At 72.9% G+C, this 24,063-nt stretch carries 24 protein-coding genes; 16 read left to right on the top strand and 8 right to left on the bottom strand.

The genetic code is table 11. The features are described from left to right. The first annotated feature begins 5 nt into the window (after positions 1–5). The 3 genes from ACICHK_RS37980 to ACICHK_RS37990 all read left to right on the top strand — a co-directional run bounded on the left by ACICHK_RS37980 (position 6) and on the right by ACICHK_RS37990 (position 2,196). Complete coding sequence (locus ACICHK_RS37980; RefSeq protein ID WP_406840516.1) at positions 6–725, top strand: helix-turn-helix transcriptional regulator; 720 nt, start codon at positions 6–8, stop codon at positions 723–725. Between the two features lie 288 nt (positions 726–1,013). Further along, the gene (locus tag ACICHK_RS37985; RefSeq protein ID WP_406840517.1) at positions 1,014–1,421 is read left to right on the top strand and encodes a hypothetical protein; all 408 of its coding nucleotides are present in this window, start codon (positions 1,014–1,016) and stop codon (positions 1,419–1,421) included. An 88-nt stretch (positions 1,422–1,509) separates the two neighbouring features. Then, positions 1,510–2,196, top strand: a complete 687-nt coding sequence (locus tag ACICHK_RS37990) for a DUF6766 family protein (protein WP_406840518.1) — start codon at positions 1,510–1,512, stop codon at positions 2,194–2,196. 149 nt (positions 2,197–2,345) lie between these two features. On the opposite strand, the gene ACICHK_RS37995 is transcribed toward ACICHK_RS37990, so the two are convergent. After that, positions 2,346–3,275 carry a PhzF family phenazine biosynthesis protein gene (locus tag ACICHK_RS37995; RefSeq protein ID WP_406840519.1) on the bottom strand — a complete coding sequence of 310 codons (930 nt, stop codon included), beginning with the start codon at positions 3,273–3,275 and terminating at the stop codon, positions 2,346–2,348. A 266-nt stretch (positions 3,276–3,541) separates the two neighbouring features. Between ACICHK_RS37995 and ACICHK_RS38000 the strand changes: the two genes are divergently transcribed. The 3 genes from ACICHK_RS38000 to ACICHK_RS38010 all read left to right on the top strand — a co-directional run bounded on the left by ACICHK_RS38000 (position 3,542) and on the right by ACICHK_RS38010 (position 5,527). Further along, positions 3,542–3,868 (top strand): winged helix-turn-helix transcriptional regulator, encoded by a 327-nt coding sequence (locus ACICHK_RS38000; protein ID WP_406841437.1) that lies wholly within the window; start codon positions 3,542–3,544, stop codon positions 3,866–3,868. 102 nt (positions 3,869–3,970) lie between these two features. Continuing rightward, a complete protein-coding gene (locus tag ACICHK_RS38005; protein ID WP_406840520.1) occupies positions 3,971–4,927 on the top strand; it encodes a TIGR03557 family F420-dependent LLM class oxidoreductase in 957 nt (318 codons plus the stop codon). A 21-nt stretch (positions 4,928–4,948) separates the two neighbouring features. Then, positions 4,949–5,527 carry a cysteine hydrolase family protein gene (locus ACICHK_RS38010; protein WP_406840521.1) on the top strand — a complete coding sequence of 193 codons (579 nt, stop codon included), beginning with the start codon at positions 4,949–4,951 and terminating at the stop codon, positions 5,525–5,527. Here the strand turns inward: ACICHK_RS38010 and ACICHK_RS38015 are convergent. The 3 genes from ACICHK_RS38015 to ACICHK_RS38025 are packed head-to-tail and all read right to left on the bottom strand — an operon-like array spanning position 5,493 to position 7,379. Next, on the bottom strand, positions 5,493–6,506 hold the full coding sequence (locus ACICHK_RS38015; RefSeq protein ID WP_406840522.1) for an iron-containing redox enzyme family protein: 1,014 nt from the start codon (positions 6,504–6,506) through the stop codon (positions 5,493–5,495). The genes ACICHK_RS38010 and ACICHK_RS38015 overlap by 35 nt on opposite strands. Continuing rightward, positions 6,503–6,715: a CDGSH iron-sulfur domain-containing protein gene (locus ACICHK_RS38020; RefSeq protein WP_103548778.1), complete on the bottom strand. Its 213-nt coding sequence runs from the start codon at positions 6,713–6,715 to the stop codon at positions 6,503–6,505. The genes ACICHK_RS38015 and ACICHK_RS38020 overlap by 4 nt, the downstream gene beginning before the upstream one ends. Continuing rightward, positions 6,699–7,379, bottom strand: a complete 681-nt coding sequence (locus ACICHK_RS38025; protein WP_406840523.1) for a HemK2/MTQ2 family protein methyltransferase — start codon at positions 7,377–7,379, stop codon at positions 6,699–6,701. The genes ACICHK_RS38020 and ACICHK_RS38025 overlap by 17 nt, the downstream gene beginning before the upstream one ends. Positions 7,380–7,822: 443 nt before the next feature. Here ACICHK_RS38025 and ACICHK_RS38030 point away from each other — a divergent pair, with 443 nt between their 5' ends. From ACICHK_RS38030 to ACICHK_RS38050, 5 genes are all read left to right on the top strand, one after another. Then, on the top strand, positions 7,823–10,039 hold the full coding sequence (locus tag ACICHK_RS38030) for a SpoIIE family protein phosphatase (protein WP_406840524.1): 2,217 nt from the start codon (positions 7,823–7,825) through the stop codon (positions 10,037–10,039). A 247-nt stretch (positions 10,040–10,286) separates the two neighbouring features. Continuing rightward, positions 10,287–11,105: a SigB/SigF/SigG family RNA polymerase sigma factor gene (locus ACICHK_RS38035; RefSeq protein ID WP_406840525.1), complete on the top strand. Its 819-nt coding sequence runs from the start codon at positions 10,287–10,289 to the stop codon at positions 11,103–11,105. A 94-nt stretch (positions 11,106–11,199) separates the two neighbouring features. Beyond that, entirely contained in the window at positions 11,200–11,799 is a 600-nt protein-coding gene (locus ACICHK_RS38040) for a flavodoxin family protein (protein ID WP_406840526.1), read from the top strand. 76 nt (positions 11,800–11,875) lie between these two features. After that, positions 11,876–12,091, top strand: a complete 216-nt coding sequence (locus ACICHK_RS38045; protein WP_406840527.1) for a hypothetical protein — start codon at positions 11,876–11,878, stop codon at positions 12,089–12,091. A 151-nt stretch (positions 12,092–12,242) separates the two neighbouring features. Beyond that, the gene (locus ACICHK_RS38050) at positions 12,243–12,773 is read left to right on the top strand and encodes a hypothetical protein (protein WP_406840528.1); all 531 of its coding nucleotides are present in this window, start codon (positions 12,243–12,245) and stop codon (positions 12,771–12,773) included. 107 nt (positions 12,774–12,880) lie between these two features. Here the strand turns inward: ACICHK_RS38050 and ACICHK_RS38055 are convergent, their stop codons facing one another. Further along, positions 12,881–13,444, bottom strand: coding sequence for a hemerythrin domain-containing protein (locus tag ACICHK_RS38055; RefSeq protein WP_406840529.1), 564 nt, complete (start codon positions 13,442–13,444; stop codon positions 12,881–12,883). A gap of 272 nt (positions 13,445–13,716) precedes the next feature. Between ACICHK_RS38055 and ACICHK_RS38060 the strand changes: the two genes are divergently transcribed. After that, positions 13,717–13,974, top strand: coding sequence for a hypothetical protein (locus tag ACICHK_RS38060; protein ID WP_406840530.1), 258 nt, complete (start codon positions 13,717–13,719; stop codon positions 13,972–13,974). A gap of 87 nt (positions 13,975–14,061) precedes the next feature. Here ACICHK_RS38060 and ACICHK_RS38065 read toward each other — a convergent pair whose 3' ends face one another. Then, a complete protein-coding gene (locus tag ACICHK_RS38065; protein WP_406840531.1) occupies positions 14,062–14,289 on the bottom strand; it encodes a hypothetical protein in 228 nt (75 codons plus the stop codon). A 258-nt stretch (positions 14,290–14,547) separates the two neighbouring features. On the opposite strand from ACICHK_RS38065, the gene ACICHK_RS38070 reads away from it, so the two are divergent. From ACICHK_RS38070 to ACICHK_RS38085, 4 genes are all read left to right on the top strand, one after another. Continuing rightward, on the top strand, positions 14,548–16,506 hold the full coding sequence (locus ACICHK_RS38070; protein ID WP_406840532.1) for a SpoIIE family protein phosphatase: 1,959 nt from the start codon (positions 14,548–14,550) through the stop codon (positions 16,504–16,506). 137 nt (positions 16,507–16,643) lie between these two features. After that, positions 16,644–19,724, top strand: a complete 3,081-nt coding sequence (locus ACICHK_RS38075) for an FAD-binding and (Fe-S)-binding domain-containing protein (protein ID WP_406840533.1) — start codon at positions 16,644–16,646, stop codon at positions 19,722–19,724. 146 nt (positions 19,725–19,870) lie between these two features. Beyond that, positions 19,871–21,694, top strand: coding sequence for a thiamine pyrophosphate-requiring protein (locus tag ACICHK_RS38080; RefSeq protein WP_406840534.1), 1,824 nt, complete (start codon positions 19,871–19,873; stop codon positions 21,692–21,694). 110 nt (positions 21,695–21,804) lie between these two features. Further along, complete coding sequence (locus tag ACICHK_RS38085; protein WP_406840535.1) at positions 21,805–22,848, top strand: SDR family oxidoreductase; 1,044 nt, start codon at positions 21,805–21,807, stop codon at positions 22,846–22,848. Here ACICHK_RS38085 and ACICHK_RS38090 read toward each other — a convergent pair. Continuing rightward, positions 22,805–23,434: a class F sortase gene (locus ACICHK_RS38090; RefSeq protein WP_406841438.1), complete on the bottom strand. Its 630-nt coding sequence runs from the start codon at positions 23,432–23,434 to the stop codon at positions 22,805–22,807. The two genes, ACICHK_RS38085 and ACICHK_RS38090, sit on opposite strands and share 44 nt — an antisense overlap. Positions 23,435–23,587: 153 nt before the next feature. After that, positions 23,588–24,031: a sortase gene (locus ACICHK_RS38095; protein ID WP_406840536.1), complete on the bottom strand. Its 444-nt coding sequence runs from the start codon at positions 24,029–24,031 to the stop codon at positions 23,588–23,590. Positions 24,032–24,063: the final 32 nt, after the last annotated feature.

Genomic DNA, 24,063 nt, shown 5'->3' on the forward strand with positions numbered 1-24,063 from the left:
CCGGAATGAATCGCACCGCCCGGCTCTACGCGCTGGTGGAGGAGTTGCGCGCCGCTGCGCCGCGGCAGCGGACGGTCGCCTCGCTCGCCGCGCGGTTCGAGGTGAGCGCGCGTACGGTGCAGCGCGACCTCCAGGCGCTGATGGAGACCGGCGTCCCGGTGCGCACCACGCCCGGCCGGGGCGGAGGCTGGACGATCGACTCCCGGGCGACCCTGCCTCCCCTGCGCTTCACCGTCGAGGAGGCCTCGGCGCTGGCGGCCGCGCTCGCCGCGGCGGACGCCTCCACCCCGTACGCCGGTGCGGCCCGCACGGCGGCCCAGAAGATCGCGGCCACGATGACCGGCCCCGCGTCGGAGGCGGCACGGAAGCTCGCCGCGCGGATCGTCTCCCTGCCCCCGAGGGCCGTCTCCGGCGTCCGTGCCGCGGTGGACCACGCCCTCGCCACCGACACGGTCCTCCGGCTGTCCTACGTCGACGCGGCAGGATGTGAGAGCGACCGGCTGGTGGAACCGGCGGGACTGCTCACCGCCGACGGCCGCTGGTACCTCATCGCCTGGTGCCGCACGCGCCGGGCGGGCCGGGGGTTCCGGCTGGACCGCATCACGGCGGCGGCTCCCACCACCGAGCGGGCCCGGGCCCACGACCTGGCCGAACTGCTGCGCGGCTCGTCCGCCGCCGACGCCGCGCGGCCCGCGACGCTGACTCCACTGGCACCCCCTCCGTGAAAGACCGGTACCACCGGCCCCGTGCCCAGGCGGTGTGGCCGGCTCCTGCGTTTCGGGGCGAAGCGGTGGACGGGGTCGTATGCCTCATGGACCGACCGCTCACCGTCGACCGGGCGGTGAGCGGCCGGCAGCCCGGAGACATCCGTCGGGCACGGGGCCACGGTGCCGGCCGAGCGAGCCCTGATCCGATGGTTCCGTGTCGCCGTGTGCCACGGCGTGGCTGCTCCGCACGGAGCCGTCGACCCGTCAGCATGACCGACAGCCCTGGTGTCGCACGTGGAGGCTTCCTTGTCACGCTGGTGGAGCACGGGTCTGACGGTGGCCGTCTGCGCCGTCTGTCTGTGTGCCTGCAGCACGCTCGGCGAGCGGGAAGCGGCCGCGTCCCGCGCGGCCGTGCGGTTCGAGGAGAGCGTTCGACACGCCGACGGCGCACGCGCCTGCGCGGCGCTGGCCCCCGAGACACGCCAGGAGCTGCAGCAGTCCGCGAAGGCACCCTGTGCCGAGGCCCTCCTGGACGAGCAGCTGTCCCCTGTGGGGGCGGTGCGGGATGTCCAGGTCTACGGGCGGCAGGCGCGAGTGGTCCTCACCGCCGACATCCTGTTCCTCTCGGCCTTCTCGTCCGGCTGGAAGATCACCGCGGCGGGCTGTGAGCCACGCCCGCGCCAGCCCTACCAGTGCCGGATCAAAGGGGGTTGACCGGAAAGGTGCGCACCCTGTTCACGCTGCTGCTGCTCACGGTCGGCGCCGGACTGGCCTACTTCACCGCCGTCGGGCTGATGCACCGATGAGCCGCCTGGCGCGGTTCGTGAAGCACAACGGCCTCACCCTGGCCTTCGGCACGGGTTTTCTCCTCACCCTCGCCGGCCAGGCCGTGTCCGGGCACGCCGACTTCAACGACCAGCTGGTCACCGACGGGCTGCAGCCGATCGGCCTTCTCCCGTACCTGACGACCTCCGACTTCGCCGTGGACGTCACCGAGAACTGGCAGTCGGAGTACCTGCAGTTCTTCCTCTACATCTTCGGCACCGTCTGGCTGCTCCAGCGCGGCTCGCCCGAGTCCAAGGAACTGGACAAGGCCGGTGTGGAGAGCGACCGGGACCAGAAGGTGGGCGAGCACGCCGGTCCCTCCTCACCCCGCTGGGCGGCCGAGACGGGATGGCGCCAGAGGGTGTACTCGCGGTCCCTGGGCATCGTCATGGGCGTGATCTTCCTGTGGTCGTGGCTGGCCCAGTCCATCGCCGGCGTGGCCGCCTACAACGAGCAGCATCTGCGCCGGCTCCAGGCCCCCGTCTCCTGGGCGCAGTACCTGGGCTCGGCCGACTTCTGGAACCGGACCCTGCAGAACTGGCAGTCCGAACTCCTGGCCGTCGCCTCGATGGTCATCCTCTCGGTCTACCTGCGCCAACGCGGGTCCCCCGAGTCCAAGCCCGTGGGCGCGGCGCACACCTCCACCGGGGTCGAGGGCGGATGATCCGACGGCCGGGGGCACCCGCGGGCGCGGGGACGGCCGGGGCCGAGTGGGCGGAGGCGGACCGAGGACGGATGTCCTGCCCCGACACGCACCTCGAAGCCCTGTCGGCGAGCTGATGGCCCGTCCCGCCGGACAGGGTGGCAGGGCGGCTACCTCGGCAGGCGCAGCACCCGCCCGAGCCTCGCGACGCCGGTGACGTCGACCGGCGTACCCGCCGAACCCCGATGCGCACCGGCCGTGAGGGTGGAGGGGCAGCCCAGGGTGTCGCCCATGTCGACGTCGATCCGGGGCGTGCCGTGGCGGGCGAGCAGGTGGGCGGCCAGGCAGGCGGAGCTGTTCACGTTGACGATGTCCTCGGGCACGCCGATCGAGGGGGCGAACATGCGGGCCGCGACCCGAGCCGTGGCCGGTCCGGGGGAGTGGGCGAAACAGCCCAGCAGGCCCAGACGGTCGCAGGCGGCGGCGAGCGGACCGGGAGCAGGGGACAGGGAGGCGAGAGCGGACCGGGTGCCGACGGGGACGAGCAGCCGTGGACGTCCCAGCGTGGCGACGCAGGCTCCCGGGCCCGCCGTCGCGGGGAGCCCCAGAAGGGGGAGGAGCAGCGCGAGCTCTTCCCGCGTGGGCTCACGCAGGCGCACCGGGCCCGCTCCGAAGGTGACGTCGAAGGAGGCCGGGGCCCCGGGAGCCGCACGTCCCTCGACGACGCGCCCGGACACCCGCAGGCCGGCCCGGTACTCCCCGTGCTCCGCACGCGTGGCGAGGAAGGCCAGGGCCGCCACGGTGCCGTGGCCGCACGCGGGCAGTTCCCCCTCCGTGGTGAAGAAGCGTGCCGGGACCGCGGGCCGTTCGTCCCCGCTCCCGCCGGGGCCGCGATCGTCCGGGAGGAAGACCGCGTGGGAGGTGCCGGCCAGGGCGGGTACGCGGCGACGCTCGTCGTCGGTCAGCGGGCGGCCGGCCGCTGACGCCTCGTCCACGACCGCCGTCGGACTGCCGCCACGGCCCTCGCGCAGGCACGCGTGCACGATCGTGACGGGCAGGTCGTCCCGGCCCACCGGCGACCGGGAGGAGCGGCGGGGCATCGGACGGGGTGAGGGAAGGCCGGCGGAGCGGGGTGCCTCGTGCTCACGGGCGGACGGTGTGTCGGCGCGATCGGAGCGCGGTGGTTCCGGCGGGACTGTCCGCGGCATCGGCTCTCCCCGTCCGGCTTGCTCCGGCGTCCGGCTTGTTCGGAAATGAGAAGTGCGAGACCGGATGCTAGTGTTTCGAATAGCGAAACGCAAGGAGGGTCATGTCGACACCTCGCCCGGGAACACCGGTCCGCGGCTCGACGACCGGCCGTCCGCTCATGGCCGCCATGGACCTGTTCGGCCGTCGCTGGGCCCTGCGCATCCTCTGGGAGCTGCGTGTCGGCCCGCTCGGCGCCCGCGCGCTGCTCGCGCGGTGCGAAGGCCTGTCGTCCAGCGTCCTCTACCAGCGCCTGCGCGAACTCACATCGAGCGGGATCGTCGCCCGGTCGTCCGACGGCTACGGGCTCACCCGGACGGGAACGGCCCTCGGCCACGCGCTCCGCCCGCTCGACGAATGGGCGACCGTCTGGGCACGGGAGCAGGAACGGGCCGCCGGTCCCGCTCCGCGTCCCACCGGCCGGGACACCCCACGACCCTCCCCGTAGTCACGGGAAGCCACTCCCTTTCCGGCGGCCCCGTGCGCATCAGGGCCGCCGATGGGTACTCGGCCACGGTCCCATCGGAAAACCGATCCCGTGGGAGGGACGATGACCGACCTCGGATATTTCCTGTCGTGCGAGGAGCACACTCCGGCGGAACTGATCGAACAGGCGCGCATGGCCGAGCAGGCCGGATTCCAGTCCCTGTGGATATCGGATCACTACCATCCGTGGAACGACGAGCAGGGCCAGAGCCCGTTCGTGTGGTCCGTCATCGGCGCCCTGTCCCAAGCGGTCTCGCTGCCCGTCGAGACGGCGGTGACGTGCCCGCTCGTGCGTACGCACCCGGCCGTGATCGCCCAGGCGGCCGCGACCGCCGCGGTGCAGCTCGGCGGACGCTTCCGGCTGGGGGTGGGCACGGGAGAGGCCCTCAACGAGCACATCCTCGGCACGGTGTGGCCCGAGGCGCCGGTCCGGCTGGAGATGCTGGAGGAGGCGCTCCAGATCATCCGGCAGCTGTTCACCGGCGAGCAGACCAGCCACCACGGCAGGCACTACACCGTGGAGAACGCCCGCCTGTACACGCTGCCCGACGAACCGGTGCCGATCGACGTCTCGGCGTTCGGGCCGCAGGCCGCCGAGGTCGCCGCGCGCATCGGCGACGGGCTGATCACGATGATGCCGGACGAGTCCCTGGTGGAGCGGTTCCGGCGCGGCGGTGGCGGTACCGCTCCGGTGCTCGGCGGGCTCAAGGTCTGCTGGGGGGCCGACGAGCGGGAGGCGGTCCGCACCGCGCACCGGCTGTGGGCCAACCAGCAGCTGCCGGGCGAACTCGCGCAGGTGCTGCCCGCGCCACGCCACTTCGAGCAGGCGTCACAACTGGTCACGGAGGAACAGACGGCCCGGTCGGTGCCGTGCGGCGACGACCCGGACGCCCACGTCGAGGCGCTGGCCGCGTTCGTCGACGCCGGGTTCGACGGTGTGTACGTCAGCCAGATCGGCAAGGAGCAGCAGGGCTTCTTCGACTTCTACCGCACCAAGGTCCTGCCGCGGCTGCGGAGCTGATCGCACGAGGTGGTGAACATCGTGTCCGGATCCGGACAGACGGGCGGCAGTGCGCTGATCGTCATCGACATGGTCAACACGTACGAGTACGAGGACGCCGAGCTGCTGACGCCCGCCGCCGAGCGGGTCGTACCGGTGCTGGCGCGGCTGATCGGCCGGGCCCGGGACGCCGAGGTGCCGGTGATCTACGCGAACGACAACTTCGGGCTCTGGCGCTCCCACCACGGGGAACTCGTGGAAACCGCCCTCTCCCGGCCGCACGCCGATCTGGTGGAACCGATCCGGCCGGCCGACGACTCCCTCTTCGTGGTGAAGACCAGGCACTCGATCTTCTACGACACGCCCCTGTCGTACCTGCTGCGGCAGCTCGGCGCCGAAACGCTCGTGCTGACCGGCCAGGTCACCGAGCAGTGCGTCCTGTACTCCGCCCTGGACGCGCACATCCGTCACTTCGAGATCACGGTGCCCAGGGACGCGGTCGCGTCCATCCACCCGCATCTGGAGGCCGCCGCGCTGGAGATGATGGAGTGCAACATGGGTGCCAGGATCGTCGGGGCGGAGGACGTCACCTTCCGAGGTGTCCCCGGGGCGGGCGGGTGACGTGGTTCGCGCGCAGGGCGGAGCGGCCGTCGCGCCAGGCCGTCAGCAGACGCGTGGCCAGCCGGTCCTCCAGGTGGCCGGTGGCGCGGACGCCGAACACCACGTCCGTCTCCAGCCACGGCTCGTCCGCCAGCAGTCCGGCGACGACCTCGTGCCGCACGACCTGTTCGTGCACCGCGTCCGCCTCGACGTGCTCGGTGTAGAACCGGACGGCCGCCGGACCGGCGTCCAGCCGGTCCAGTGCCCGGGCCAGGCGGCGGGAGGCGGGGGAGGAGGTCACCTCGACGGTCGCGAAGTGGCCCACGAGCGCCCCGCGCAGGGAGCGGTGCAGTCCGAAGAGGGACATGAGGTTGACGGTGGCCAGCGCTTCGGCCGGGGCGGCGTCCAGGTAGTGGCCGTAGGAGACGTCCAGGTCCAGGTCGTCCATCAGGTCGGCGAAGAGCCGCGCGTGGATCTCGTCCGCGCGGCCCGCGCCGAACTCGTCGAACTCCACCGCGACCATGGCCGCCTTGGCCCGCCCGCGCAGCCGGGGGATCACCCAGGCGTGCGGATCGGCCTCCTTGAGGTGGTAGAGCGAGCGCAACGCCGCGTACTCCCGGACGTGTTCGAGGGTGCCGTGGTCGTGGAGGAAGTGGGACAGGCTGCCGTCGGCCTCCCCGACGGGTTCGAGCTGGAGCTCGTCGAGCGCCCGTTCCGCGGTGTCGGACGGCCCGGCCGGCGCGTCCGCGCGCAGGGAGTGGAGGAAGCGGTCCTCCAGCGAGGCTCGTAGGGCGAGGAGGCGGGGATCCCATTCGCGGTCGTCCGCCACGCCGTCGAAGCCGCGGTAATGGAGTTCGTAGAGGACGTACAGGGCGAGTTGGGGATCGTCGCCGTAGGCGTCGGCGGGAACGGGCGGGAAGGTCGTGTCCGCTCCGCGGAGCGCGACGAGGAGCGCGGCCGAGAGCGGGCCGCGCGGTTCCGGCAGGCGTACGCCGGTCATGACGCCGCGTCCGGTTTCGTACGGCGGCGGTGGCTGGTGTCGCACCAGGGCGGGGTGCGGGTACGGCGGCAGGTGCAGACGGCCACCACGAACCGCCGCGAGACGGTCGACTCGCCGTCCTCGCCGACGATTTCGACCGGTCCTTCCACGAGGATCGGGCCCTCGCGCTGGACGCGGACGCGACGGGGGCGTTCAGGCGTGTTCGGCACGGATCACCACCAGTTCCTCGTTCGTGCGGCCTTCCAGCAGTCCGCGCTCGCGCAGCCAGCCGAGCCGGGAGCGCAGTACGGGGCCGAAGGGCAGCCGGGTCCGTTCGACGACCTCCGCGCGCAGACCGCCCACGTGCAGCCGGGCCAGCGTCTCCTCGACGCCGCTCAGGTGCGAATGCACCATCAGCAGCCGCCCCGCCGGGCGCAGCACCGACGGGGCGGCCGCGCAGATCCGGTCGATCAGGAGGCGGCCGTCCGTACCGGCGTCCCACGCGCGAACGCGGCCCCGGGGCGGACCGTCGCCGGGGGCGGGCACGTACGGAGGGTTGGTGACCACGAGGTCGAACCGACGGCCCGGTACGGCCGCCGTCAGATCGCCGTGGCGCACCTTCACCCGTTGCCCGTTCAGCAGCCCGTTGCACCACGTGGCGGCCAGCGCGAGCCAGGAGATGTCCACCGCCGTCACCCGTGCGCCCAGGCGGCCCGCCTCCACCGCGAGCGCACCGCTGCCGGTGCCGAGGTCCAGGACCTCGGTGCCGTCGGTGATCGGCTCCCGGCGCAACGCCCGCCCGAGCAGTCCCGTGTCCGTCTGCGGGCGGTAGACCCCCGGCGGGATCCAGCAGCGGAACCGGGCGGCGGCGACGGGGACGAACCCGGTGGTCATGGCGGGCTCCTTTCCGGACGTGCTCCAGGGGTGGCGGCGGGCCGGCCGAGGGTCGGCGGCGGCACACGGGTACCCCTGTGCGGCAGACGTAACGGAGGCACCAGGGCGACGGGGAGAGCCCGCGCGGGAAATGGAGGATGATATTCATCAATGCGGCCGAAATACGCCTAAATCGTTCATATCGCGGAACTTGGGAGTGGTGCAGAGGTGAGGAGGCAGAGAGATGCGTCGTGAGACGGTGCAGAAGAAGCCCGACAGGAAGCCCGATTCCAGTCGTCGCGCATCCGAGGAGATGGACCGGCGTCTGCGCCCCGAGGTCCGAAAGGACATTGCGCGCACATGGTGGCCGGACGGGTAGTTCCCCGGAGGCGGTACCGCTCCGTGAGCAGGCCGGGCACATGGACCGGACCGTCGCGTGTGGCTGCGGGAGGAGGCTCGCCGCTGTGTCGAGCGACCCGAGGAGGTTGACGCCCGTCCGCGCGGGGGAGCCGAGCCACGCCGACGAGCCGGCCGGTGCCGGGGGACCGGGCCGCGCCGACGAGCCGGGCGGTGCCGAGAAGGCGGGCGGCGCCGACGGGCCGAGCGGTATCGAGCTCCTGGAGGAGGCGCTCACGGTCGCCGTGCGTCGCACCGGCGCGTCGGGCGGCGGCATCTACCTGGTGGACGAGGCCGGGCGACTGCTGGGACTGAAGGTGGCGTACGGGCTGCCCGGCGATGCCGCCGTGTCCTGGCGGCAGATGCCCGTGGCGGCGTCCGTCCCGGTCGGCGACGCGTTCCGCGAGAACCGTGTGGTCTGGGTCGGCTCGCAGGAGGAGATGGCCCTCTCCTATCCGCAGACCGCGGCGGCGCTGCCCTACCGGTTCGCCTCCGCAGCGGCACCGATCACCGGCCGGAGCCGCTGGGGGGCGCTGTTCCTGGTCTGGCCCGCCAGCCATTCCGGCCGGGCCTCGCCCAGGGAGAGGGGGAACTTCGCCGCCCTCGGCCGACGCGTCGCCCGGGTGCTGGAAGAGGCCGGCAGGAAACTCGTCCTGCCGGACGAGCCGCACATGATTCCCGTGGACGGTGCTTCCGAGACCTTCTCCCTCTCCGCCCACGCGCCCGCCGATCTCATGGAACGGCTGCCGGAAGGCTTCGTGGCCCTCGACCTGGAGGGCAGGATCACCTTCCTCACCAGGCGGGCCGCCTCCCTCCTCGGCCGCCATGTCAGTCAGCTCCTGGGGACACGGCCCTGGCAGTCCCTGCCCTGGATGGACCAGGTCCTCGTCGAGGACCACTACCGCACCGCGGTCATCAGCCGTGAGCCCGTCCGCTTTACCGTTCTGCGGCCACCGGACACCTGGCTCGACCTCGAGCTCCATCCCGATTCCAGCGGCATCAGCGTCCGGGTGAAGCCCCGCCGCTCACAGCCCGGTGACCCGTCCGGCACGGCCGTCCCCGCCGCGACCTCGCCGCCCGGGGCGTCCGTCGGCCGGCTGTACCAGCTGGTGCACCTGGCGGCGGCCCTGACGGACGTGATCGGCGTGCAGGACGTGGTCGACCTGATCGCCGTCCAGATCCTCCCCGCCTTCGGGGCCGACGGCATGGTCCTGTCCGCGGCCGACGCCGGGCGCCTGAAGATCGTGGGCCACCACGGCTACGACCCGCGGACGATCGAACGCCTCGACGGCCTTCCCGTCGGCACCAGCCTGACGCCCGCGGGCCAGGCGCTGATCAGCGGGAACCCCTTGTTCTTCGCCGACCCCGGCGAACTCGTCCGCGAGTACCCGGCCGCACCACGGATCAGCGGCAAGCAGGCCTGGGCCTTCCTCCCGCTCATCAGCGACGCGCGCCCCGTCGGCTGCTGCATCCTCACCTACGCCCGCCCCCACACCTTCACGGCGGAGGACCGTGCCGTCCTCACGTCACTGGGCGGCCTCCTCGCCCAGGCCCTCGACCGGGCGCGCCTCTACGACGCGAAGCAGGCCCTGGCCCACACGCTCCAGCAGGCACTCCTCCCACGGAGCCTGCCCGCCCTCGAGGGGCTGGAGGTGGCGGCGCGGTACCTCCCGGCCGGCCACGGCATGGACGTGGGCGGTGACTTCTACGACCTCATCCGACTCGATCACACCACCGCGGCGGCCGTCATCGGCGACGTCCAGGGCCACAACATGGCGGCCGCGGCGCTCATGGGACAGGTCCGTACGGCCGTCCACGCCACCGCGGGCGCCCGGCCCGACGAAGTGCTCGCCCGCACCAACCGGGTCCTCGCGGACCTGGAGCCCGACCTCCTCGTCTCCTGCCTGTACGCGCACATCGACCTCGACCACCGGCGGATGAGCCTGGCCAGCGCGGGCCACCCGCCGCCCCTCCTGCACCGGCCCGGCCGACGGCCCGGCGTGCTGGAGATCGATCCGGGTCCGTTGCTCGGCATCGGCGTCGACCTCCCGTACCCGATCACCACGGTCCCGATGCCCCCGGGGACGACCCTCGCCCTGTACACCGACGGACTGGTCGAGGTACCCGGCACCGATCTCGACCGGATGACGACCGGTCTCGCCCGGCTTCTCGCGGGCGGCTCCCGCCCGGACCGGCTCGTCGACAAGCTCATCCACCATTCCTGGCCCCACGGCCTGCCGACCGACGACATCGCGGTTCTGCTGCTGAAGACCGGCGAAGCCTGAAGACCGGCGAAGCCTGAAGCCCGTACCCGAAGGCACCGGCCGCACGTGTTTGCGGTCGTGGGCCATGGGCACCCGGATGTCCGTGCTTCGGACCGGAGGCGCACGCCCAGCGGGAGACACCGGCTGCCACGGCCGCCCGACGGTCCCGGCGGCACTCTCGCAGCGGCGAACCTGACTCCACGTTCAGGCAGGGTCCACAGGACGAGTCCGGGACCGGGCGTGAACCCACCGATCAGGAGCGAACCGCATGCTCACGGACACGACCACCGGTGGTGCCGGCCCTCCGGGCGGCGCCGCGGACCGACGCCCGCGGCGCGGGTACGACGACCGCATCGGCACTCCCGCGCTCTTCGGGCGTCTGGCACATCTCGAAGCAGGCCCCGAACGGGACGCCGTGCGAGACGAACTGGTGACGGCGTGGCTGCCCATGGCCCACCGGATCGCCGGCCGTTTCCGCAACCGCGGCGAGACGGTGGAGGACCTGAACCAGGTGGCCGCGGTAGGCCTGATCAAGGCCGTCGACCGGTTCGACCCGACCCGGGGCGCCTTCGAGAGCTACGCCGTGCCGACCATCACCGGCGAGGTGAAGCGGCACTTCAGGGACCGCATGTGGGCTCTGCGCGTGCCCCGCCGGGTGCAGGAACTGCGCAACCAGGTCCGTGCGGCCCGCCGTGAACTGAGCCAGCGGCCGGGCAGTCCGGAACCGTCCACGTCCGAGATCGCCGCCCACACGGGCCTGACCGACGAGGAGGTGACCGCCGGCCTGGGAGCCCTGGAGAGCTTCAGCACCCTCTCCCTGGACGCCACACCCGGTGACGGCGACACGGGCAGCCTCGGGGACACCCTGGGCGCGGCGGACTCCTCGTACGACGTCGTCGTCGACCGCGAGGCGGCCAAGCTGGAGCTGCGCCGGCTGCCCGAACGGGAACGCGCCGTGCTGTACATGCGCTTCTTCGAGGACATGACGCAGAGCCGCATAGCGGACAAGCTCGGCATCTCCCAGATGCACGTCTCCCGGATCATCAGCCGCAGCTGCGCCCGCGTCCGGCACGAGGCGCTCAAGTAGCGCTTCCCGGGAACCCGCGATCCGGGAACCCGGACCCCACCGACCGTCCACGAGCCCACGGGTCCGTGGCCCGTCACGACCGAGGAGCCCTGTCATGCGCGCACTCTCCCTCGTCTGCTCGCTGAACGCCTCACCCACGTCCTCAAGCAGCCAGCTGCTCGCCGAGCAGATCATGACGGAACTGGGTGACCTCGGAGTCCAGGGCGAGGTGGTGCGGGTGGCGGACTTCGACGTCCGGCCGGGCGTGGAGACGGACATGGGCGACGGCGACCAGTGGCCCCGGCTGCGCGAGCGGGTGCTGGAGGCCGACATCCTCGTCCTCGCCACACCGATCTGGCTCGGGCACCCGTCGAGCGTCTGCCAGCGGGTACTGGAGCGCCTGGACGCCGAGCTCTCGGAGACCGACGACGAGGGGCGCATGCTCACCTACGACAAGGTCGCCGCCGTCGCCGTCGTCGGCAACGAGGACGGCGCCCACAAGGTGAGCGCCGACCTCTTCCAGGGCCTCAACGACATCGGCTTCTCCCTGGCGCCCGGAGCGGTCACCTACTGGGTCGGCGAGGCCCAGCAGGGGACCGACTACCAGGACCTCGAGAAGACCCCCGACGCGGTGAGGAAGACGACGCGCACGCTCGCCGTCAACGCGGTCCACCTCGCGCGTCGGCTCAAGGACCACCCGTACCCGGCCGGCTGAGCCCACCACGACCACGGCCCGCCGCAGCGGCGGTTCGGCGGCCGGACGGCCGCCTGCCGGAAGGAGACGAGACGCCATGAGCCACCGGCGCGACGAGGAGCGAGAAGACCGAGGGGGCCGCGGGGCCGGGACGGCCGCGGAGGAGGTGCTGCGAGAGCTGAAGGATGCGGAGCCGCGACAGGGCGACGGACCCCCGGACGAGCACGATGCCGAAGCGGCCGACGCGCTGTCGGTCAGTGAGCACGCGCAGGAAACCGTCCGGAACAGCAGCGGGACTCCGGACGACCACTGAGCCCGCCCCGGGACGGCATGCCGTCCCGGGGCCCTCACTGTGTCCGACGACACCCCGGCATCGAGGGCTGGACCACATCCCGCCGCCCCTGACCAGGGCTACCGTTCCTGGCAGGAAGTCCATCCTCTCGGCAGCTCCCGGAGGGCCGGCAGTGCTCGCAGATCTCTCCCCGCTCATCGCGGCGGCCACGCAATGGCTGACGCGCGCCTATCCGGCCTGCGGCGGGCCGCTCGCCTCCGCGCTCTGCGAGGCCCAGGCGCGCCAGGCCGTCACCGTGGCGGCATGGCTGCGCTATCCGACGCCGATGGACGCCGCCCTGGTCGCGATGGCGGGACCGGGGGGTTCCGCGAAGCTCGACTGGACCGTCGGCGCGGACACCGCGGACACCGCCGACGGCGCGGAGGACGACGCTTGGCGCACCTGGGTGGACGAGGCCGTGGTGAGCTGGGCCGCGTCGCTCCTGACCGACACCCGGCTGGCCGGGCTGGCGGTCTCCGCGCTCACCGCCGGCGACCACGTCACGATCGCCCCCGTGGAATTCGGGCGCCTGCGGTCACCGGACGACCACGACCGGCGGGCGGCGGCGCTGCTGCGCCATCCCGACCTGCTCGCCCCGGTGGCGGCCCTGCACCGCGAGGAACTCATCGGCCTCCTGGGACGAGGGCGCGCGCTCGTGGCATGACGGGGCAGGTCCCCGCTCCGGACGTCCGTCCGCCCGCGCGGCCGTGAGACGTCGTGCGGGCGGACAGGACACCGGCGGTTCGCGGCGCCGGCTCTGCGAAGGTCCTCTCAGTCCATCTTCCCCCGGCCGCTCAGGGCGTCGCGCAGCCGGTCGACCATGCCGACGCCCGGTGCCAGGAGCTTGTTGGCGGGCGGGGTGTCGGGGGCCGACGGGTGCGGACGGGTCGGCGCCACCTTCTTGGCCTGGCGCACCTTGTCCCCGAGATCGTCCAGGGCCTCCGGAGGGCACGCGGCGCGCAGCATGGGGAAGAGGTTCTGCTCCTCGTCGGCCACGTGGGCCCGGATCTCGAGCATGAGGGTTCCGACGAGCCGGTCGAACTCGGGATCGTCGGCCTCGTAGCTCTCCAGGCCCTTCATGATCTGCTCGGCCTTGGAGTGGTCCTCGATCTCCCTGTCGGCCAGCGCGTCACCGTTCGGCACGTGCCGGCGTACGGCCGGGTAGAGGTAGGCCTCCTCGGCCACCGAGTGACGCACCAGTTCCATCGTCACCTGGTCCGCGTAGACCTTCCGGTCCTTGTCGCCGGGCGCGCACCGGTCCATGCGCCCGAAGATCTCCTCGACCTCCCGATGATCGGTCATCAGCTCGTCGATGACGTTTCCACCGTGCCCCATGTCCTCAGCCTTTCCAGCGGTGACGGATCCCGGATGGTCCGCCCGGTGCTTCCGGGTGCCCATCGGTCGCCGGTTGACACGGATTCCCGGCCGCCGGGTCCTCGTGCCGTCGAGAGGACGCCGGGACGTTTGAGCCCGTGGCTGAAGGACACTCGCAGGGCCCCCGCCCCACCCCGGCGTCGGCTCGTACGCCAGGGGCGAGGGGGAGCCCCGGGCCACGGGCACGCCCCTGTCCGGCGCGGAGAAGCGCGGTGAGACCCAGGAGGTCGGACATGAGCGAGCGGTCCGTGATGGTTTACCCGCCCACGAAACGCGACGGCCGTCAGGTGTGGGTGGACGGAAAGCCCGTGGGCGCGGCCCAGAACCTGAGAGTCCTGACCGAACTGCTGAACGCGGCGGGCTGGGACGGCATGGACGAGGTCGACGTGGCCGAGTGGGAGGTCATCGAGTGGTACGGCGGAGGACCGGAGGTCTGGTCGCTGTGGTCCGACCCGTGGCCCGTGAGCGCCCGGCAGCCGGGATCCGGGTGAATCCGCTCCGGTAGCGGTCGGGTACGGCCCGCCGGGGCCCGCGCCTCCGAGAGCGTCCCGGTGGCGTCGGACCGCGTCCGGGGAACCTCAGTCGGCGTTCATACGCAGGTACTTCACGCCGCATTCGGGGCAGAAGGGGTCCGACGCGTCGGTGCCCCAGACCGTGGACGGCTGCGTCCAGGCGGTCGGATCGAGCCGCCGCTCGCAGAGCGAGACGGCCGAGCCCGCCTCCGTCATGTGCCAGAGGGCGACCCGGGCGTCGGCCGACCCGGGCGGGATCCCTTCCGCGTACTCCGCTCGCAACTCGTACCGCACGAGCCGCCCTCCTTTCCCGCCCCCGTGCGGGGAACCCGCACCGGGTTCCCCCGCCGACGCGGGCGAATCACCGGGCGGATCGCCGTGAGAGGACGGGCGTCGTGGGCACTGGAAGGGAAACACCCGTACCGGGCCGCGCCACCGCACCGTCGTCAAGGGTGAGGTGCTCGACCGGCCGCAAGGGTGGTCACTGCACGGGGCGGACGCCGTTCCGGTGAGCGGAGCGCGTCCTGGGCCACGGACGGAGTGATCCGCGTAGTGAACACGGAAGACGAGACGACCGCCGCGACCGGTGACGCGGACGTCGTCCGCGCGGTGTTCGAGCAGATGCCGCTGATGATGGCCGGACTGGAAGGGCCCGAGCACCGCGTCGTGGCGGCGAACGGCGCCTTCCGGGCCGGCGCCGACCGTGCCGCTCCCGTCGGCGCGGCCATGCACGCCGTCTTTTCGGAGGCGGTGGGACAGCGGGTGCACGAGGTCTACGACCGGGTGCTGGCCACCGGACGGACGGAGTCCTCGCACGAGTGGTGCGTCCGGACGAAGGCCGGAGGCCGGGTGGTGGAGGGCTTCTACGACTGCACCGCCGCCCCTCGGGTGGGCGCGGACGGCGCGGTGAAGGGCGTCTGCGTGTTCGTCACCGACGTGACCGACCGGGTTCACGAACGGCAGGCCGCACGCGAGCGGACCGAGGAGGCGGAACACCGCTGCGCACAGGCGCGCGAGACGATCGCCGAACTGCGGCGTGCGTCGCTGCCCGAGTACGTTCCGGTGCTGCCGTCGGTACGGGTGGCCGCCCGTCACGCGCCGGCCGAGGCCGGCGGGAGGGCGGGCGGCGGCTGGTTCGACGTGGCGGATCTGCCGGGCGGCCTGGTCGCCCTGGTGATGGGGGACGCCGTCGGTCCCGGCGCGGCCTCCTCCGCCGTCGTGGGCCAGCTGCGGACCGTCGTGCTCGAGCGGCTCCACAGCGGTGAGAGCCCGGCCGCCGCGCTGTCCGCCGCGGACCGCTTCACGGCGTGGGTGCCGGGAGGACGCGCGACCACCTGCTGCGTCGCCGTGCTGGTGCCCGCCGACGGCCGGCTCGTGTACGCCTCGGCGGGCCGCCCCGCGCCGCTGCTCGTCGCCCCCGACGGAGCCACGCGGTATCTCGCCCACGGAGCCGGTCCGTTGGGAACCGGTGCCTCCTACCGGGACCAGGACGACCGGGTGCCCGACGGCGGCGTGGTCCTCCTGTACACCGACGGCCTCGTCGAGCGTCCCGGCGTCACTCCGGCCGAAGGCCGCGCGGTACTGGCCGCGACGGCCGCCGCCGCTGTCCTGGACCGCGCCCCGCGGCACGGAGGTCCGCCGGACGCCGTGGAGCGGATGCTGGCCCGGACCCTCGAGTTCCTGTTGCGTGACGGCGGGCACGGCAACGACGTGACCTTGCTCGCCGCCCACCGCACCCCGCCCGTGCCCGCCTTCGAAACGGTCCTGCCCGCGGTCGTGGACAGTGTCCGCGCCATTCAGTTCGAACTGGGCCTGTGGCTGCTGCACGTGGGCTGCTGCGACGAGGACGAGACCGCCGTCCAGCACGCCGTCGTGGAACTCGTCACCAACGTGGTCGACCACGCCTACCCGGACGCGGAGGCACCGGACGCCGACAGGAGCGTGCGGGTGAGTGCCCGCCTGACGGAGAACGGTACGGCCCTCATCGAGGTCGCCGACCACGGCCACTGGTCGGACCAGGACCAGCCGGACCCTGTGCGGGGGCGGGGGCTGGCCATGGTGGAGCTGTTCACCGGGGCCTTCACCGTCGACCGCGGGGCCGTCTCCACGGGCAGGGGAACGACGGTGCGGATCAGCCACCGACTGCGCCGCCCCGTCGTCGTCACCACGGGCACCGCCTCCGCGGCCACCCGGTCCGGGGACCTGCGGATCGAGGAAGTGCTGGACGCCGTCGGACACCTCACCGTCAGCGGCATCGTCGACACCACGACCGCACCACGGCTGAAGGCCGGTCTGATGTCGGCCTCCCACGGCGGCACCACCGACCTCACCGTCGACCTGTCCGCCGTCACCCGCCTGGCCGGCGCCGGTGTGCGGGTACTCCATGACACCGTCGCGCTCTGCGCCGGCAACGGCCGCACCGGACTGACCCTGGTCGCCCGCGCCGACTCCGTCGCGGCGAGCGTCCTGGACCTGGCCGACCTGCCGTACACCCAGGGCACGGCGCCCTGACCCGACGCCGTCTCCGGACCGTACGGCGACGACGGAAAAACCCACCTTTGCATCCTGGACGGACGGGTACTCGGCGCCCAGCCGACCCCCCGGGCCGGCCGTCCGAAGCCCCGATCCATCCAGGAGGCGGTCCGCCCGTGACGAGTTCCACGCGTCCCCTCGACACCCCGGCACTCGACGCGGCCGGGCTGCGGGCCGCGCTGCGCGAAGGCGTGGACGGCGAGGTCAGGTTCGACGCCGGGAGCAGAGGCGCGTACGTCACGGACGGCTCCAACTACCGCCAGGTGCCCATCGGCGTCGTCGTACCGCGCACCGTCGAGGCGGGGGCGCGGGCGGTCGAGGTGTGCGCCCGTTTCGACGCGCCGGTCCTGTCCCGCGGCGGCGGCACCAGCCTGGCCGGCCAGACCACCAACACCGCCGTCGTCATCGACTGGACGAAGTACTGCGACGCCCTGGTCTCGGTGGACCCCGACGCCCGCACCTGTGTGGTCGAGCCGGGCATCGTCCTGGACGAGCTCGACCGGCGACTCGCCGGCCACCGGCTGCAGTTCGGCCCGAAACCCTCCACGCACAGCCACTGCGCGCTGGGAGGGATGATCGGCAACAACTCCTGCGGATCCTCGGCCCAGGCGTACGGCAAGACGGTCGACAACGTCCGCCGGCTGGAGATCCTCACCTACGACGGACTGCGCACCTGGGTGGGACCGACCCCGAAGGCCGAGCGGGCCCGGATCGCCGCCGAGGGCGGGCGGAAGGCCGAGCTGTACGAGGGCCTGGACCGCATCGTCGCCGAGTACCTGGCCGACATCCGGCGCGGCTACCCGAAGATCCCGCGCCGCGTCTCCGGCTACAACCTGGACTCGCTGCTGCCGGAGAACGGCTTCGACGTCGCCCGCGCCCTGGTCGGCAGCGAGGGCACCCTGGTCACCGTCCTGCGCGCGGAACTCGACCTGGTGCCGGTGCCGCGCCGTCAGTCGCTGCTCGTCCTCGGCTACGAGGACATCTGCCGCGCCGGCGACGACGTCGCCCGGCTGCTCGAACACTGCGAGCCCAGCCGGCTCGAAGGACTGGACGGCCGGATGGCCCGGCTGATGCGCGAGGAGGGCGCCCACCTCGAATCGCTCGACGTCCTCCCCGAGGGCGACAGCTGGCTGCTGGTGCAGTACAGCGGCGACAGCCAGGAGGACGTCGACGAGCAGGCGCACGCGCTGCTGCGGGCCCTCGGCCGCAGCGAGAAGGACGCGGACGTGGCCTTCTCCGACGACCCCGAGCGCGAGCAGAGGATGCTCAGGGCCCGCGAGGCCGGGCTCGGCGTCACGGCGCGCCCGCCGGACGACCGGGAGACCTGGGAGGGCTGGGAGGACTCCGCCGTCCCGCCCGAACGGCTCGGCGACTACCTGCGCGACCTGAAGGACCTCTTCGAGGAGTTCGGCTACGACCACCCGTCCCTGTACGGGCACTTCGGCCAGGGCTGCGTGCACACCCGTATCCCGTTCGGGCTGAGGACCGCCGAGGGCGTCGCCGACTTCCGGCGCTTCGTGGAACGCGCGGCCGACCTCGTGACCTCGTACGGCGGGTCCCTGTCCGGTGAGCACGGCGACGGCCAGTCCCGGGGCGAGCTGCTGACCCGGATGTTCGGCGCCCGGCTGGTGACCGCCTTCGGGGAGCTGAAGACGCTGTTCGATCCCGGGAACCGGATGAACCCGGGCAAGGTCGTCGACCCGAACCCGGTCGACGGGCAGCTGCGGCTCGGACCCGCCTGGCGCCCGGACACCCCCGACACGCACTTCGACTACCCGGAGGACGACCACTCCTTCACCCGCGCCGTGACGCGCTGCGTCGGGATCGGCAACTGCCGCACCCAGGAGGGCGGCGTGATGTGCCCGTCCTACCGCGCCACGAGGGAGGAGGAGCACTCCACCCGGGGCCGGGCCCGGCTGCTGTTCGAGATGCTCGGCGGGCACGAGGACTCGGTGATCACCGACGGGTGGCGTTCCACCGAGGTGAAGGACGCCCTCGACCTGTGTCTGGCCTGCAAGGGCTGCAAGTCGGACTGCCCGGTGGGCGTCGACATGGCCACCTACAAGGCCGAGTTCCTCTCCCACCACTACGAGGGGCGGCCGCGCCCCGCCGCCCACTACGCGATGGGCTGGCTGCCGCTGTGGGCGCGGCTCTCCCGGATCGCCCCGGCCCTGGTCAACACGGTCCTGCACGCACCCGTACTGGCGCGTGCGGGCAAACGGCTGGCGGGAGTCGCGGGGGAGCGGCAGGCACCCGTGTTCGCGCGGCGGTCCTTCGTGCAGTGGTGGAAGGCGCGTGGCGGGGCCGGGCCCGACCCGGCGGACCCGAGGACGGTCGTGCTGTGGCCCGACACCTTCGGCAACCACTTCCACCCCTCCGTCGCGATCTCGGCCGTACGGGTCCTGGAGGACGCGGGGTTCGAGGTCGCCGTCCCCACCGAGCCGGTGTGTTGCGGGCTGACCTGGATCTCCACCGGTCAGCTGTCAACCGCCGAGAAGGTGCTGCGACGCACCCTCGACGTGCTGCGGCCCTACCTGGACGCGGGAACGCCGATCATCGGCCTGGAGCCCTCCTGCACCGCCGTGTTCCGGTCCGACGCCGTGCAACTGATGCCCGCCGACCAGGACGTCAGGCGGCTGGCGGGCCAGGTCCGCACCCTCGCCGAGCAGCTCGTCCACCACGCCCCCGAGGGCTGGCACCCGCCGGAACTCGCCCGGCGGGCGACCGTGCAGACCCACTGCCACCAGCACGCGGTCATGAAGTTCGACGCCGACCGGGAACTGATGCGCCGGGCGCACGTCGACGCCGACGTCCTGGACGAGGGCTGCTGCGGACTGGCCGGCGACTTCGGCTTCGAACGCGGCCACTACGACGTGTCCATGGCCGTCGCCGAACAAGGCGTCCTGCCCGCCGTCCGCGAGGCGGCCCCCGGCGACATGGTCCTCGCCGACGGTTTCAGCTGCCGCACCCAGATCGAACAGGGCGGCACCGGCCGCCGGGCCCTGCACCTGGCCGAGGCGCTCGCCCTCGGCCTCGACGGGAACCTGCCCGGGCGGCACCCCGAAAGCCTCGGCCGGCGACCCGGCCGACCCTCCGGAGCGGCCCGGTGGGCGGCCACCGCGGGCGCCACGGCGCTCACGGCCGGCCTCGTGATCGCAGCCGGACGGGCCGGCCGCGGGCGTCGCCGCCGCCCCTGACCGGGCCCGGCCCGGGTACCGGCCGAGACCGGTACGCACCGGGACCGGGCACGTGGCCGGGCTGAGAACCCGTCAGGACCCGGTACCCGTCGGGACCGCCCGCGACCCCGAACCCCTCGACCCCGGAAAACCGAAAGGCCCCCATCATGTCGAAGAAGGTCTCCGACCACGTTCTCGAGCGGCTGCGCGACTGGGGAGTGGAGCACGTCTTCGCCTACCCCGGCGACGGCATCAACGGACTGCTCGCCGCCTGGGGCCGCGCCGACGACAACCCGCGGTTCGTCCAGGCCCGTCACGAGGAGATGGCCGCGTTCCAGGCCGTCGGCTACGCCAAGTTCTCCGGCCGGGTCGGCGTGTGCGCCGCGACCTCCGGGCCCGGCGCCATCCACCTCCTCAACGGCCTGTACGACGCCAAGCTCGACCACGTGCCGGTCGTCGCGATCGTCGGACAGACCAACCGCAGCGCCATGGGCGGTTCCTACCAGCAGGAGGTCGACCTGCTGAGCCTCTACAAGGACGTCGCCTCCGACTTCTGCGAGATGGTCACCGTCCCCGAACAGCTGCCCAACGTGCTCGACCGCGCCCTGCGCACCGCCATGGCCCGCCGCTCCGTGGCCGCGGTCATCATCCCGGCCGACGTGCAGGAGCTCGACTACACGCCGCCCGAGCACGCCTTCAAGATGGTCCCCTCCAGCCTCGGCATGCCCCACTACGCGCCGGTGCCGGGCGACGACGACCTCGCCCGTGCCGCCGAGGTCCTGAACGCGGGCGACAAGGTCGCGATCCTGGTCGGCCAGGGCGCCCGCGGCGCCCGCACCGAGGTCATGGCCGTCGCCGACCGGCTGCGTGCCGGAGTCGCCAAGGCCCTGCTCGGCAAGGACGCCCTCGACGACGAACTGCCCTACGTCACCGGTTCCATCGGCCTGCTCGGCACCCGGCCGTCGTACGAGATGATGACCGGCTGCGACACCCTTCTCGTCATCGGTTCCTCCTTCCCCTACACCCAGTTCCTGCCGGAGTTCGGACAGGCGCGCGCCGTGCAGATCGACATCGACCCGCACATGGTCGGCCTGCGCTACCCCTTCGAGGTGAACCTCGTCGGCGACGCCCGCGAGACCCTGACCCGGCTGCTGCCGCTGCTGAGGAGCGGCGGGGACAAGGGCTGGCGCAAGAAGATCGAGAAGGACACGGCCCGCTGGTGGGAGGTCATGCAACGGCGCGCCGCCGTCGACGCCGACCCCGTCAACCCGGAGTACGTCGTGCACACGCTCAACGACCTGCTGCCGGACGACGTCGTCCTCGCCGCCGACTCCGGCTCCGCCGCCAACTGGTACGCCCGGCACCTGAGGCTGCGCGGCGCCATGCGCGGCTCGCTGTCCGGCACCCTGGCCACCATGGGGCCCGGAGTGCCGTACGTCATCGGCGCGAAGTTCGCCCACGGCGACCGCCCGGCCATCGCGCTCGTCGGCGACGGGGCCATGCAGATGAACGGCATGGCCGAGCTGATCACGATCGCCAAGTACTGGCGCGAGTGGGCCGACCCGCGCCTGATCGTGGCGGTGCTGAACAACCGCGACCTCAACCAGGTCACCTGGGAGATGCGCGCGATGTCCGGAGCCCCGCAGTTCCTGCCCTCCCAGTCGATCCCCGACGTCCCCTACGCCGACGCCGCCCGGCTGTTCGGCCTGGAGGGCATACGGATCGAGCGGCCGGAGGACGTCCAGGGCGCCTGGAAGACCGCGCTCGCCGCCGACCGGCCCTGCGTGCTGGACTTCGTCACCGACCCCGCCGTGCCGCCGATCCCGCCGCACGCCGGTCTGGACCAGATCGAGGCGGCGGCCCTCTCCGTCGTCAAGGGCGACAGCGACCGCACCGACATGGTCCGCCAGGGCTTCAAGGCCAAGGTGCAGGAGTTCCTGCCCGGCCGCCGGCACCGCGAGGACCGGCCCGGAGCCGAGGACGACACGTGAGCGACACCCCGGTCGTGGAGCGGGTGGACACCGCGGTGTCCACCGTTCCCACCGACGCGCCCGCCGCCACCGCCCGCCACGACAACCGTCACCGGACAAGGAGTTGACACATGACCCAGACCGTCGTCATCACCGGCGCCAGCGCCGGCATCGGCCGCGCCACGGCACGCCTGTACGCCGGGCGCGGCGCCGACGTCGTCCTGATCGCCCGTGGCCGGGCCGGGCTGGAGTCGGCCGCCGAGGAGGTCGCCGCCCTGGGCGGACGTCCCCTGGTCCAGGTCGCCGACATGGCCGACCCGGAACAGGTGGACGCGGCGGCCACGGCGGCCACGGAGCTGTTCGGCCCCCTCGACGTCTGGATCAACTGCGCGTTCAGCACCGTGTTCGCGCCGTTCGAGGAGATCACCCCCGAGGAGTACCGGCGGGCCACCGAGGTGACGTACCTGGGCTTCGTCAACGGCACCCGGGCCGCGCTGAAGCGGATGCTGCCCCTCGACCGCGGCACGATCGTGCAGGTGGGTTCCGCACTGGGCGAGCGGTCGGTACCCCTGCAGTCCGTCTACTGCGGGGCCAAGCACGCCATCAACGGGTTCACCTCCTCGCTGCGCACCGAGCTGCGGCACCGAGGCAGCAACGTGCACGTCACGATCGCGCAGCTGCCCGCCGTCAACACCCCGCAGTTCTCCTGGGTCTCCTCCCGCCTGCCCAGGCACCCCCAGCCGGTCCCGCCGATCTACCAGCCGGAGGTGGCCGCCCGCGGCATCGCGCACGCCGCCGACCACCCGCACCGCAAGCAGTACTACGTCGGCGCCACCACCCTCGCGACCGTATGGGCCAACCGCATGGCCCCGGCCCTGCTCGACCGCTACCTGGCCCGCACGGGCTTCAGGTCCCAGCAGACCGACCGGCTCCCCCCGAGCGGCGAGAGCAACCTCTTCGAGCCCGCCGACGGAACCCGGGGCACGGACCACGGCGCCCACGGCGTCTTCGACGACATCTCCCACCGCCGGTCCCTGGAGGCGGCGCTGGCCCGGCACCCGGCCGCGGTCGCCTCCGTGCTCGCCGTCGGCGTCGCCGCCGCGGCGACGGCCGGACTGGCCAAACGGCACGCTACCGCTGCACGGCGTGGCCCCCTGGCCCTCGTACGGCGGTGAGGGTCGCGTACACCACCACGTTGCCGCGGTATCCGTCGCCCCCGGCCCGGCCGCCGCAGGTGATCACGCGCAGTTCGGGCCGCCCGGAGGCGCCGTAGACCTTCTCGCTGGGGAAGCCGGCCTTGTCGTAGACCTCCACGGCGTCGACGGTGAAGACGGCGGTACGACCGTCCACCCGGCCGACCTCGATCCTCTCGCCCTTGGTGACGGCGCCGAGCCGGTAGAAGACACCGCGACGTCCGTCGCGCGTGTCCACGTGCCCCGTGGTCACGGCCGTGCCCCGCGAACCGGGTGTCGTGCCCCCGCCGTACCAGCCGGCGAGACCGGGGTCGCCCTCGGGCGGGGGCCGCAGGGCCCCCGCCCTGTCGAGGCCCAGCCGTACCAGGGCCGCGTCCACACCGATCGCGGGGATACGGAGCCGGACGGGCTCGGCGGGGGGCAGCGGCGGATGGGCGGGATGGGCCGGCGGGGCGGCGCGGCCCGCCGGCGGAGTGGAGAAGGCCTGGTCGGCCGAGGGCTGCGGGGGCCGTCTGTCGACCAGGGTGCCCAGCACCAGCAAGACGCCCGCCGCCAGTGCCAGGACCAGGTACGCGACCGGCGGGACGAACGTGCGCGGAGGCGTACCGGCCTTGTGCCTTGATTCCTTCAACGTCGAGCCTCTTGCCTGGAGGGAGCCGGACGGCATCCGATCCCGTGGTCCTGGGAGCGGACGCCGTGCCGAGGTGGCCGGAGCGGAGGGTCAGGAGCGGGCGCCGTACGAGCGGCGGCGCATCCTGAGCAGGGCCCCGGCCGCGGCCGCGGTGATCAGCGCACCGCCCACGGCGACCTGGGTGTCGGTGTTCCCGGCGTCCCCGAAGCCGGCGTGGATGGCGCCGTTCGGCTGCCGCTCCGCGATCTCGTAGGTGTCCGTGAGCTTGATCCGCGGCGGGCACTTCACGGTGATGGTGTCGGTGCCGGACGCGCCTTCCGTCGGGATCTGGAACTCACCCGTGAGGACGCCCTTGCGGTCACCCCCGAACATGTGGAACTGGCCCCCCACCGTCGACTCGCCCTTGCCGTACGTCACGTCCGGACCGCAGGCCGTGGTGGTGACCGTGACGACGGAGCCAGGCTGGGCGTTGCCCGGGTTGATGCGCAGCTGTGTGTCGTCGGCGGCCACGGCGGCCGGGCTCTGCAGAGCCATGACTCCGAGGAGCAGTCCGACACCGACGCCAA

The organism is Streptomyces sp. AHU1 (genome assembly GCF_045343905.1).
In the GTDB taxonomy this organism is placed as follows: domain Bacteria; phylum Actinomycetota; class Actinomycetes; order Streptomycetales; family Streptomycetaceae; genus Streptomyces; species Streptomyces triticiradicis.